Here is a 12,886-nt window from a genome sequence, read left to right on the forward strand (position 1 = left end):
ATGTGCTGATTAAAACAGACAAAATTGCAGCAATCCAAAAATTATTTCGTTCACATTTGTTAATAAATAAAAAAAGTTTATATGTTAAAACGCAATATTGATCGGATATACAAGAGATATAATTGAGTAATTGTAAGTGAATTATGATCAATTTATAAACAGTGAATTCTTCGAAAGAGTGAATAGTTAATTTTAAGAGATTATTTAGGTTGCCCATGGATTTAAATAAAAAAACCAGTAATACCTAAAATCAAGTATTTACTGGTTTATTATGAATCATAAAATACAATTCCCTATTTACAAAAACTCATTGGGCTATTTTTTAATGATCTGAAATTATCATTGGCATTGGTTGTCCCTTTTTTCTTTTAATTACAAATAACAAGAGCGGAAGAGAACATGCAAATAGCACTGCTATAAGTAAAAAGGAATCAATATAACCTAACATAGTAGACTGCTTGACAACCACTTTTTCCATCAATCCCAAAGCTTTCTGATGTGCATCGATGTAACCGGCACCTTTTTCCTGAAAATAGGCTGTGTAACTATTAATGCGGTTAACATACAATATATTGTCGGGTGTAATATGGCTAATAAGATCTGTTCTGTGGACGGCTGTTCTCCTGAAAGAATAGGTATTTACAATAGAGATTCCAAACGAACCTCCAAGCTGGCGCATCATGTTGTTTAGAGCAGCAGCTTGAGGTATATCTTTGGGTGATACCGAAGATACTGCTAAAACTGTTAGTGGAACTGTTAAAAATGCCATTCCTAAGGCTCTATAAATTAAGTTAACACTAATTTGGGTAGAGCTGGAATCAAAATTTATTGTTGACATCTGCCAATTGAAAAATATAAAAAGTATGTAACCTATAGTAACGATGAGCACTGGGGAAACGCCTCGTTGTAAGGCTTGTCCAGACATCATTAAACCAAACAATGCAATGATAGCACCGGGTAAATTAAGTAGCCCTGTTTGGGTAGGTGTGAAATTTAAAAGACGTTGCGCGATGATTGGGGTTAAATACACTGAGGTAAACATTCCAATTCCTGTTATGAAAGTTAAGACTGCAGCTATACTTAGAGTTTTGCTCTTTAGGACCCTCAGATTAACAACAGGATTTTCTATGCTCAGTTCCCAGATTATAAATGCGGTTAGAGACATAACTGATATTACAGTAAACCACAGTATATAAGGAGTCGCAAACCAGTCTTCAGTTTCACCTCTTTCTAAAACGGTTTGTAATGTTCCTACACCAATTGCTAATAATGCAATACCCGTCCAATCAACTTTTTTTACAATCGTTTTCTCTTTTGGTTCTGTAAGGAGATAATAGGAAGAAACTGCCGCAGCTATTCCAATTGGAATATTAATGAAGAAAATCCAAGGCCAGCTGTAAACTTCAGTTAAATAACCACCAAGTGTAGGGCCGATAGTTGGTCCTATAAATACTCCCATTCCAAAAAGAGCCCCGGCGATACCTTGTTTTTCTTTTGGAAATAATTCAAAAACTACCGCTTGGGATACAGAAAGTAAAGCCCCACCTCCAAGCCCCTGTAAAAAGCGAAAAAACACAAGCATCCAGATGCTATTAGCCTGACCACACATAAATGAACAAAAGGTGAACAGGATTATGGATCCTATGTAATAAATCCTTCGTCCAAGCTTACTTGTTAAAAATGAAGTCATAGGAATGACAATTACATTTGCAATAGCGTAAGAAGTTATAACCCATGAAGTATCTTCCAAAGTTGAACCCAGGTTACCGCTCATATATGATAATGCGACATTAACTATAGATGTGTCTATAAGTTCCATAATAGCCGCAATAATCACGGTAAAAATCAAAAGTTGACGTTTAAACTGACTCATTTTTATATGTATATGTGTATATGAATGAATGATTAAAGATTCCCAGAATGAGATCCTCTTTATTGGAAAGTATTGCCATAGGCCTATTTTTAGAAAGACCTATGGCGTTTTTGTTGGAGCACAAGGGTTTTTCCTTGTAAGCCTTTTTATTAAAATTTGGGGCGGTTATTTTTATAATGAACCGCTTTTTTTTTCCTGCTTTAGGTGATAAAATAATCATAGAAAAAAGTCCAGCTGTAAACAATTCTATTACCAGATAGGATCAAAAAACTCTATATAAGAAAATTGATAGGATCAATAATATGATGCAAAAGTATGGAGGAGTATAATAATAGGATTAATACAAAAAGTGGAAAAACTAACACATAATGGAGATTTAAATATTTGTGATGCATTGGTTAATAAAGACTGAATTGAATATCAAATAATGGGAACTCAATGATCTTTATTCTAATGAAAATCAAAAAATTCTTACGCCTGGTCACTTTAATCACTTTTTTGTCCTGTTCATTAAAATTGATCACAATACGTTTTTTTATGCTTTATACCTTTGGCATAAGGATAAAAAACACCTAAAAACTGTAAGGTGTTTTTCACCTGTATTCCCAATAGGAGTATGCTCGCTATTGGATTGATAAAACATAAAACAGCTCGTTACTTAAATGAAAAAACTAACCTTTATATTATGCTGTCTTTTGCCTACAACCATTTTCGCACAGGACAAAGAGTTAATCAACCTCACGTATGGTTATTCTAAATTGAAGACAAGTGATACAACAAAAACCGTAAGAACTTTTGAAGGCAATATTGCTTTACCTATTTTTTATAATGATCGCAATGTATTATCTGCTGTTATTGGTTACCGACAGGTTGGGTTAAGTAATTTAGATATAAATTATCCAGAGACTGTATATGGTACATCAGTTCGTTTGATGTATCAAACCCGATTGAGTGAAAAACATCAGCTTCGACTAATTGGTCAAATGGGAGCCTTCGGTGATTATCAAAATTTCTCATCAAGTAGCTTCAGATGGACAATAGGTTCAGAGTATATAATACAGGGCGAAGGAAATAGCAAATTTGGATATGGGCTGGTGTACTCGCACCAGTTTTATGGTCACCAAATTGTACCCTTGTTTGAGATGTTCAAGCAACTTAATGAGAGATGGAGTATAGCAGGAATTTTCCCTGTTAATCCAAAGATTGTTTATAAAATAAATGAGAAATCAAGAACTGGTTTTGAGTGGAATGTTGATGTAAATACCTACCGAATTGCGTCCGAAGAAAGTCAGAATCGCTACTTTAAAAGCACGCAATCTACCTTTTCACTTTTTTATCGTTATACCATTGCTAAACACTGGAACATAAACTTTAAAGCTGGGATCAGTCCTAGACAAGAATTTGGTATCTATGATGAAAATGAGAAATCGACTTGGTATTTGGTTACTATACCTTTAGGTAAAAAGATTCAACCTGTGGAAAGCTTTAAGAACAGTTCTTTTACTGGCCAAATAGGTATAAGTTATAGTTTATTTTAAAGGGTTTAAATTATATACAGCACTTAATATGTGTTTTTGAAATGAATATTTATCTGGCTAGGCCATTACTAATATTCGACAATACGCAGTATATCAAACGCTTTAGGCGTACAAGCATAGAATATCTGAAACCTTTTTTGATGAATTATATAAAGATTAATTTTCATACAGACAAATTATACCATCAATGTAGGTTTGGTATATTTTTCTAGGGCTTTTGTAGAGATTTTCAAAGACGCGTTTTTTTAGTAAATACCTTTGACAAAGATTTAAATAAATATCTTTTTTTAAAATCGAGTGAAATGAAAATAAATAAGGCAATAAAAGTAGAAAACAATAAAATCATGTTTATAAACCATTTGGATAGCGGGTGATATAATCTAAAAACAAGGTTTTTATTGTCCGGGAATTTACATCAAATGTAATCTTAGGTATCCAATCAAAATTCAAAAAGATAATTTACAAGTTTAAAACAAATGAAAAAAACAATAAAAAAAATAAAAAAAGTCGGTGGCATTTTAGTTGCATTGATGTTATCCGTTTTTATTAGTTCATGTAGCAAAGATCAGTTGACTTATAATGTTATAGTCACAGAACCTGATGCAATAAATGCTATTAGGAATGATCTTTTACCCTCTTTTGGGGGATACATTTTACAAGTTAACAATGCTCTTGTAATTGTAAACGGACAAGTTCTAAAGTGTGGTGACAAGAAAAGCCTATCAACTTCAAATTCTAAACTCAATGGCACTGATATAGTTTATAGCTATGCGTTAGACTGGACTTATGAACTTAATTGTTTAGGCACGATTCCAAGTTTGCTTATTTATGATTTCAAAGGAAGCAATGAATATGATGCGCCTAATATGAAAAGTAAAGATGGTACCCAAGGACATTACGAGTTGAATGGGCTTGAAAATTCTAAGAATGTATTTACACTAAATACAGATTATACAAGAACCGGAACTCAAACATCTAAAATTGGTGATAAAAATAGCTTTACAAGCAAACTAATTATTCATTCATCCAACATCGTAGCTGATAAAAATAGTCTACAAATAAAATCAGGGAATGCTAGCGTAAAAATTGATGGAACCTCTGTTTCTGGAGATAATTTCAGTTATGAAGGAACTATTGAATTTTTAGGAAATAACAAAGCAAAGATTATTCTAAATAGCGGGCAAGCCTACATAATCACATGGTAGAACTTTTAGCTCTTTCTCGAATAACATCTTTCAATATTCAAATAATTTTTAATAAATACAAAATGAAAACTTTAAAAATCACATATAAATCGCTTCAAGTTATAATGTTCTTTATCATTATGCTTGCTGGATCTCAATTCGCCAATGCTCAAAATGCCGGTTCATTAAAAAACGTTACACCAGAACAATTAGGTCAAGCTCAAACAATAATGATGAAGACCAAACTAAACCTGGATTCAATTCAGGTGAAATCAATTGAAAAAATCAATTTGAACTATGCTGGTAAGCTCATTAATCTTCGTAACAATGGTGGTAGACCATTGGCAAAAGCTCGTGAGGCTATGTCACTAGAGCAGCAGAAAGATAAAGAAGTAAAGGGTGTGTTAAATCCAACACAATATAGTCAATACCAACAAATGAGGGAAGAAAATAAACAAAATGCTTTAAATTATATGTCCTCTCATTGATGGATTTAAAAGAATACTCCCACCTAAAGTAAAATTATCAGATTACTAACAAAAATCTGAAGTGATTTATACTAAAACACCCTATTAATAGGCTATGTATTTAGATTGCTTCAGTTAAATAAGGAATAAAATGAAAAATCAAAAATTGTTTATCACATTGCTTTTATGTATTGGTTTGAGTTCATCTGTCTTTGCACAAAGAGCAATTTATACTAGAAACGTTTCTGTTGTAAAAAGGGTTCCTAGTACATCAGCACTAGTGGTTCACGGAGGAATTAATTACCATTATTATAATGGGGTTTACTACAAACCTTACAATGGAGCTTTCGCAGTAGTTGTTCCACCAGTAGGAATACATGTAAATGTATTACCGGTAGGTTATACGACGGTTTTAGTTGGAGGTAGAAGCTATTTCTATTTTGATAGCACTTACTATTTGGAAGTACAACCTAATGTTTATGAAGTTGTCGCAGTCCCAACTTCAAATAAAAACAATGCAACGGCTGAGATTCTTCCAAAAGGAGCTAAAGTTGTAGTCCTTAATGGAAAACGATATTACAAAGTAGATGAGACTTATTATGAAAAACAGGTTTCTGAGAATGGAGATATTACTTACAAAGTAGTTGGAAAAATGCAACCCTAACTCATTAAAAAAATCAAATACTTTTTTTGAAGCAAGGGAGCAATATACCGTTTCCCTTGCTTTTTTAGTATTAAATATAAATTAGGCAGCTGTAAAAGAGACCGATAGTACTTAAGAACGGTTCTATAAACTAACAATGTGAAAAAATACAACCTTCAGGTCGGAATTCCGATTTCAGGACTAATTTCAGTCATAGTGATTCTGCTTTGGTTGATCAGGTTTGAATCCTCTAAGTTTGGGGAGTATGTATATTTACTTTATTACTACTTTTCCTTTTCCTTACTTTGCTGGATTGGTAATTATTCAATAGCGTATAGATTTAGCATTAAAAAGTCTATCTATTTCCGATTGTTTTACTATTTAGTCGCAATATCACTTGGCATAATTTTAGCTTTTTTGTACGAAATTTTTAATAGCCATATTAAAACTACTGTTTTTATTATGCCTGTTGGAGAGAAGTTTACCAGTACAAGCAGAACTTTGCTAGTTTTAGTAAGAGGTGGATTAATTAATTGGCTAATTAGCTTTTTAGTACTACACCTGGAGGGAATGAGAGAAAAAGAACGTGCTCAGCTTGAACTGGAATATTTAAAACAAGCTCATTTACAAGCTAATCTTTCATCGTTAAAAGAGCAATTGAGTCCACATTTTCTTTTTAATACTCTAAGTGCACTGGCTTCTTTGACAAAGGAGCAATCTGTAAAAGACTATATTGAAGAATTATCGAGTATATATCGTTATTTGTTGAAGCATCGTGAAAGTGATCTGGTTACTTTAAAAAATGAGATTGCTTTCTGCGAATCCTATTTGTACATTATTAAAACCAGATTGGAAAACGCAATAGAAATCCTGATCGAACTAACTGAAGATATATCTAATGTTCAGATTCCTCCGCTTACTTTACAACTTTTAATAGAAAATGCAATTAAGCATAATGTGGCCGCTCACTATAAGCCACTTAAAATACACATCTACGTATCATCAAATAGTTCTTTGATAGTGGAGAATAATCTTCAACCAAAGCATTCAAGAGAAAAATCTTCTGGAATTGGTTTGAAGAATATTAGTCAACGTTATAAGGTTTTACTCGGTCAAGAAATCACTATCGAGAAAACAGACACTTTTTTTAAAATCCATTTGCCACTAGTTTTATGAATATTTTAATTATAGAGGATGAACCTCTAACAGCAAGGGAGTTATCTGATATGATAACAGAAATAGATCCAAACTTTAGGGTTTTGGCAACTTTAGTTTCTATAGAGCAATCTTTGACCTGGTTTAATCAAAACAATCAACCTGATCTTATTTTCTCCGATATACAATTGGCTGATGGTCTTAGTTTCGACATTTTCAGGAAACTAGATCTGCATTGTCCAATTATTTTTTGTACTGCATTTGACGAATATATTTTAAGTGCATTTGATACTAATACTGTAAGCTATTTACTTAAGCCAATAAGTAAGTTTCAACTGGAGCAGGCACTAAATAAGTTCAAAAATATGCAAAAGGCATTTACAAAATTACCTACCGCATCTGATTTTTCATCTATGTATGATCAACTGAGACGTCGTTACAAGTCAACTTTATTGGTAAATCAGAGAGAACGAATTGTACCGGTTCGTGTAAAAGACATCGCGTATTTTTGGCTTGACAATAACATTGTCCAAATTTGCACACTTTCTCATCAAAAATACTTCCTGGTTACAAGTATGGAAGAATTGGAAACGATGGTAGACCCGAGTCTGTTTTACAGGGCTAATCGTCAGTTTCTGATTAACAGAAATGCTGTTAGTGATGTGGAACGTTTTTTCTCAAGAAAGCTGGCAATTAAAATGACTGTTGAGTCACCAGAAGTTGTAATGGTAAGTAAACCAAAGGCTGTAGAATTTTTGCATTGGTTAGAAGGTATTGTGAAGTTAAACTAACTATACTTTTTATCTCAATCTTAAAAAGGTTGATACTTGCTGCAAGCAATGAACATCGTAGTTATTAATAAATTCATTTCGGTTTAACAGCTTAGAAATAAAGCACTCCATGCATAAAAAAACATTTTAAAATATTTATAAATGAGAAAAAATGTTATTTTTAAATGAGGTGAATTAATTACATTAGTTTTATGATGACATTACAAGAAAAATTAGAGCAATCTAATACATTTTATTTTTTTGCCTCGGAAAATATTGAAAAAGGTCCTGATCTTGGAGGATTAGGTTTTAGTGATGCAGAGGTTGGCAGGGAGGCTTTTAAAGAAATCTTAGAAGCTACTGAAAAAGGTTTCGTTCGAGTTTCATTCTATCTATTTGACAATAATATACGCTTGGTTATAAATGACCTAAAAAATCGTCATATTGTCACGGTGAATAACTTAAGTATTAATTCTGAAGACTTAGAAAGTCTAAAATCTGCTCATAAAAATCACCAAGAGTTACCAATTGCCTTTGGAGTATTACCAAGCACTAGGACACCAAATATTTGTCCTATAACTAAAGACGTGATAGTATTGATGATCAAAAGCTGGGAGTTAGTTATTTTTTAATTTATTGAGGTTTGAAATAGTATTCGATATCATTATTTGTGATATTTCCTCTATGTTTTAACCTGTATTGAAACTTTTCGATAGCATACTCAAATAAATATTCTATCTCTCCTTCTGGAACTTTAGGCAAAACAGCCGGCATGAAATAAAACTTTTGATCTGTCGGTTGTTTTGTTATGAATTGGTGAATGAAGTAATCTTCATGATAGACCAAAGTTTTCCAAAAAATCATTTGCGTAAAAAGTTGTTGCTGTTGTTTTCCGTATTTACTAAGATTATTTCTATTAGCATCTTCCTTAAATATTTTGTCAAGCTGCCTTTTACTAGGATTACTGTAAATATACATTGTATATCTAGAATCAGGCTCTAATATAATTGAGACTACGATAACATTCTCATCATCAATAAAACTTTCCCAGTTCCAGTTGGTAAGATAAGTGAAAAAATTAATGGCATAATCTCTATCCTTAAAAGCAGGTCCAATATGGCAAAACTGATCATTATGTCCATTGTGGGGAATAAGAAAAGCATTTGTTAACCATTGTGTATGGTCAATTTCAAACTCTGGTAAAGGCATTATCACAAAAGAAGTATATTCAAATACGGTCTTTTCAAAGAACTGTTCAATCAATAATAATAAAATGGCTAGGCTAAAGCTAATGTACCATTCATTAATTGACACCAGGCTTGAAGCGACACCTATAATTGTCAATATTCTTAAAGTCCACTTTACTTGCTTTTCAAACCGCTCGTGCACGATTAATCGTGGCAACAATCCTTTTCTTTCTATACGAATTAGAGTACTTAAATCTACTTTAAGGTCCTTTTTAACTCTTATTTTCATTGATGTTAGGGTAAATTATGCTTTAAGACTAAGGTTTTGATATCATTAAAACTAACTGTATATGAGTTAAACCTGTTTATTTTTGGTTTCTAATCCTTCTAAGAGATTGAGGAGCTATACCCAAATATGAAGCTATATAGTAATTCGAGAACATTTGTAATAAATGCGGTTCTTCTTTTAATAGTTTATTATATCTTTCAGATGCAGTCATAGTCAACAAAGTAAACGCCCTATCATACATATTAATAAAAGCCGTTTCGTTTAATTTTCTAGTCCATTGTTCAAAGGCCCTGCAATTGGTCAATAGAAAATCTACCTGTGCTTTAGAAAAGGAAATAACAGTTACTTCACTTAGTGCTTCAACAGATACAGATGATGGCATTTTAGTAAGAAAAGCACGGTAATCAAATGCGAATAAATTTCTACTAATGCTATTTTCATTATTAAAATGAAATGACCAGGTAGTGGTTTTTCCATGAAAGTCTGTATAGAAAGACCTAGCTTCTCCAGATACAATAAAGTAAACACTCTCTGAAGATAATCCTTCATTAAGCATCAGGTGGTGTTTTGGAAATTTAATTTCTCTGCTATATTCTGAGATCAACTCGACACTTTCTTCATCGACAGAAATGAACTCATTCATATAGTTAATAAACGGGGTACAAAAGCTATAATCTTCTATCATCATCTTAAATAATATCACAAAAATAAACAAAAAAAATAAACATAATAAACCGCTATTTATCAATCAATTACAAGTTTTTATTAAATAAATTATATTAATAAAAATATAGCACAAATTCGTTATTAACAAATGTGAATGCATGGCGATTACTGTTTTAGGAAATTTGTATAATATTTAAAACAGCGATAAGGCATCATGAAAAAAATTAGGCTTATACTATTTTTAGCGATTAGCGCTCTTGGTATAGGAACAGTTAAAGCTCAAAAAAACTCAAACGACATTAGATTGACGATAGAAGAAGCTTTTGACCTAGCCATAAAAAATAGTCAAAAATTAAAAGTAGTTGGAAAATCTGAAGAGCAAGCAAAACAAAAAATAGAGATTGCTAAATTAACTAAACTTCCTACACTTTCGACAGGTCTTACTTATGGATACATTAGTAATTCTCAGATATGGACACCTTCTTTTTCTGAACATCAAACTGCCGAAATTCCACATAATCTAACGCAGTTTTCAGTTCAAGCTTATCAAGTTATTTTTAAAGGAGGAGAAATAGATAATAATATAGCTAAAGTAAGTCTTGAAGAACAGATTGCTGCATTAAATCTAAAAAAAAATGTCACCGACATTAAGTTTTTGGTAGTTGCTAAGTACTTGGATATTTATCAATTAAAAAACCAAGTCAAAATTATAGAAGAAAATACAACGTTGGCAAAAGAGCGTTTAAAAAACATCAATACGCTGTTTAAACAAGGTATGGTTACAAATAATGATGTTCTTCGAACACAGCTACAAATATCAGATCTGGAAATTGCATATAGGAAAACTAACAACGATTTAATCATCGTCAATCAACAGCTCAATATGGTTTTAGGATTAGACGAATCGGTAAGACTTGAGCCTGATACAAGTATATTGAACAATCAATATCATCTTTCAGATATAGATGCTGAACTAAGCGACGGTTTAGCAAACAATCAAGATTTGAAGATCACAAATACAGAAATTGCAATTGCTGAAAAGAACCTAAAGATAATAGGAGCTGAAAGATATCCGGAAATTGCACTCTTTGCTTGTAATAATTTTCAACGACCGTTTACTAACACGATGCCGGCAATTGATATTTACTCAAACGTATGGCAGGCTGGTCTTAGTGTTCGCTACAATATAGGATCACTATACCAATCTCCTAGAAAAATAAAATCAGGAAAAATCCAAGTCGATCAAACTAGAGAACAAAATCAATTGCAAAGACAAAATGTAGAGTTGGATATTAGAGAATCGTATATAAGATATAATGAGGCAACAGCAAATTTGGATTCCTATCATACAAATCTTGTTTCAGCCAACGAAAACTATAGGATAGTTGAAAAAAAATATTTTAATCAGTTAGCCTTGTTAACTGATATGATTGATGCTTCAGATACTAAAATCGATGCAGAGATCAAGGTAAGCAATGCAAATATTACTGTACTGTACGCCTACTACAAATTACTAAGAACAAAAGGAACACTTTAAAGAAAATCATTTGAGATGACTAACATAGGAAATAAAAAAAATGGTAGAAAAAAGTTCTATCGTTTACTTCTAAACTTAAGCTTGGCCGCAGTGTGTATTGGATTTATATGGTGGGGTATTTCAGTATACCTGAATTTAGATGATGACCTGTACACTAATAATGCTCAAATTGAGCAATACATTAATCCTGTAAACACTAGGATTCCAGGTTACATCAGAGAAGTGCGTTTTGATGAACATCAACAAGTAAAAAAAGGAGATACTCTTTTGATAATAGATGACAGAGAATACAAGATTCAGTTACAGCAGGCACAGGCGGCACATTTATCAGCCTTAGCTTCTAAAACTGTTTCATCGTATGCGGTAAACACTGTTCAAAGCAGTGTAGGTACTTCTGAGGCGAATGTAGCGGCTACCAGGTCACGTCTATGGAATGCAAAACAAAACTTAAATAGATATGAAAATCTGTTAAAAGAAGGCGCTGCTACACAACAGCAGTATGATCAGGTTAAGACAGATTATGATGCACTAGAAGCACAAACAAGAGCTTTGGAGCAACAACGCAATACCAGTAAATTCTCAACTAATGAGACAGAAAAAAAGATTGAAGTTAACGATGCAGAGGTCAAACGGACAGAAGCTTTAGTAAATATGGCTGAACTAAATCTATCTTATACAGTTATTACAGCCCCATATGATGGATACACAGGCAGAAGAATTGTGCAAGAAGGTCAACTTCTCCAGGCTGGACAAAACCTATTATCATTGATTAGAAATGATAAAGTTTGGGTGGTTGCTAATTACAAAGAAACAAAAATTGAAAGATTAAAGTTAGGGACAAAAATGGAGCTAACTATTGATGGTTTAAAAGATCAGATTTTTTATGGAACTGTTACCGCTATTTCTGAAGCAACAGGGTCTAGATTCTCGTCTGTTCCTTACGATAATTCTACAGGAAACTTTGTTAAAGTACAACAACGTATTCCAGTAAAAATTGAATTTATAAATAATGAAAACAATGCTAAACTACTTACCAATCTTCGTGCAGGAATGAATGTTGAGGTACGTTTAGCAGAGTCAAAAAATGATTAATAATGGAAATCAATCCAATATTTCATCCGTCTGTTCCTAAATACATCCGATATCCGGCGATGTTCATTATAGGAACGGTTGTGTTATCAGCCAATGGTATATTTCTTGGGACTGCAGTGGATATGTATAATGGTCAGGGGGAGTATACGGAACATTTCACAATGGCCTATAACGCTGTATTTGTAGGAATGGCTTTGAATATACTTCTAGCCCAAAGGTTTGCAGAAAGATATACCAATAAAACACATATGTTGGTTGGACTGGTCGGTATGCTTATATTGGTAGTGTAAACTGAACTGTGTCACATCACTCCTTTTAGGGTTCGTTCTCAGAGGCTTTCAGCCTCGAGTGCGAACCCTAAAAGGAGTTGCCGAAGGCTTTAATTCTATCCCCAAATTTAATATGTAATTGTTGCATTGTCAATCCCCAATTCCGGACAGGCATGGTCCATTTTTTTGATATTTCTTTAACCGTGAGATAAACCA

General features: G+C 32.7%; 13 protein-coding genes. 10 read left to right on the plus strand and 3 right to left on the minus strand.

Annotated features, from left to right (window positions below):
* Positions 1-322: 322 nt before the first annotated feature.
* The gene (locus IQ31_RS14075) at positions 323-1,873 is read right to left on the minus strand and encodes a DHA2 family efflux MFS transporter permease subunit (RefSeq protein ID WP_145328348.1); all 1,551 of its coding nucleotides are present in this window, start codon (positions 1,871-1,873) and stop codon (positions 323-325) included.
* A 662-nt stretch (positions 1,874-2,535) separates the two neighbouring features.
* Between IQ31_RS14075 and IQ31_RS14080 the strand changes: the two genes are divergently transcribed.
* The 7 genes from IQ31_RS14080 (at position 2,536) to IQ31_RS14110 (ending at position 8,262) form a co-directional block, all read left to right on the plus strand.
* Positions 2,536-3,411 carry a DUF6268 family outer membrane beta-barrel protein gene (locus IQ31_RS14080; RefSeq protein WP_145328349.1) on the plus strand — a complete coding sequence of 292 codons (876 nt, stop codon included), beginning with the start codon at positions 2,536-2,538 and terminating at the stop codon, positions 3,409-3,411.
* Positions 3,412-3,887: 476 nt separating this feature from the next.
* Positions 3,888-4,616 (plus strand): hypothetical protein, encoded by a 729-nt coding sequence (locus tag IQ31_RS14085; RefSeq protein ID WP_145328350.1) that lies wholly within the window; start codon positions 3,888-3,890, stop codon positions 4,614-4,616.
* Between the two features lie 62 nt (positions 4,617-4,678).
* Entirely contained in the window at positions 4,679-5,083 is a 405-nt protein-coding gene (locus tag IQ31_RS14090; protein WP_145328351.1) for a hypothetical protein, read from the plus strand.
* Between the two features lie 130 nt (positions 5,084-5,213).
* On the plus strand, positions 5,214-5,726 hold the full coding sequence (locus IQ31_RS14095; protein ID WP_145328352.1) for a DUF6515 family protein: 513 nt from the start codon (positions 5,214-5,216) through the stop codon (positions 5,724-5,726).
* Between the two features lie 138 nt (positions 5,727-5,864).
* On the plus strand, positions 5,865-6,881 hold the full coding sequence (locus IQ31_RS14100; protein ID WP_158638884.1) for a sensor histidine kinase: 1,017 nt from the start codon (positions 5,865-5,867) through the stop codon (positions 6,879-6,881).
* Positions 6,878-7,651 carry a LytR/AlgR family response regulator transcription factor gene (locus IQ31_RS14105; protein WP_145328354.1) on the plus strand — a complete coding sequence of 258 codons (774 nt, stop codon included), beginning with the start codon at positions 6,878-6,880 and terminating at the stop codon, positions 7,649-7,651. The genes IQ31_RS14100 and IQ31_RS14105 overlap by 4 nt, the downstream gene beginning before the upstream one ends.
* A gap of 191 nt (positions 7,652-7,842) precedes the next feature.
* Positions 7,843-8,262 carry a hypothetical protein gene (locus IQ31_RS14110; RefSeq protein ID WP_145328355.1) on the plus strand — a complete coding sequence of 140 codons (420 nt, stop codon included), beginning with the start codon at positions 7,843-7,845 and terminating at the stop codon, positions 8,260-8,262.
* Position 8,263: 1 nt separating this feature from the next.
* Here the strand turns inward: IQ31_RS14110 and IQ31_RS14115 are convergent, their stop codons facing one another.
* Both IQ31_RS14115 and IQ31_RS14120 read right to left on the minus strand, forming a co-directional pair.
* Entirely contained in the window at positions 8,264-9,106 is an 843-nt protein-coding gene (locus IQ31_RS14115; protein WP_145328356.1) for a hypothetical protein, read from the minus strand.
* 76 nt (positions 9,107-9,182) lie between these two features.
* Positions 9,183-9,749, minus strand: a complete 567-nt coding sequence (locus tag IQ31_RS14120; RefSeq protein ID WP_158638886.1) for a Crp/Fnr family transcriptional regulator — start codon at positions 9,747-9,749, stop codon at positions 9,183-9,185.
* A gap of 237 nt (positions 9,750-9,986) precedes the next feature.
* On the opposite strand from IQ31_RS14120, the gene IQ31_RS14125 reads away from it, so the two are divergent.
* The 3 genes from IQ31_RS14125 to IQ31_RS14135 are packed head-to-tail and all read left to right on the plus strand — an operon-like array spanning position 9,987 to position 12,691.
* A complete protein-coding gene (locus tag IQ31_RS14125) occupies positions 9,987-11,309 on the plus strand; it encodes a TolC family protein (protein ID WP_145328358.1) in 1,323 nt (440 codons plus the stop codon).
* A 15-nt stretch (positions 11,310-11,324) separates the two neighbouring features.
* The gene (locus tag IQ31_RS14130; protein WP_145328359.1) at positions 11,325-12,401 is read left to right on the plus strand and encodes an HlyD family secretion protein; all 1,077 of its coding nucleotides are present in this window, start codon (positions 11,325-11,327) and stop codon (positions 12,399-12,401) included.
* Positions 12,402-12,403: 2 nt separating this feature from the next.
* On the plus strand, positions 12,404-12,691 hold the full coding sequence (locus IQ31_RS14135; protein ID WP_145328360.1) for a hypothetical protein: 288 nt from the start codon (positions 12,404-12,406) through the stop codon (positions 12,689-12,691).
* Positions 12,692-12,886: the final 195 nt, after the last annotated feature.

Source organism: Sphingobacterium siyangense (assembly GCF_007830445.1).
GTDB classification, from domain to species: domain Bacteria; phylum Bacteroidota; class Bacteroidia; order Sphingobacteriales; family Sphingobacteriaceae; genus Sphingobacterium; species Sphingobacterium siyangense.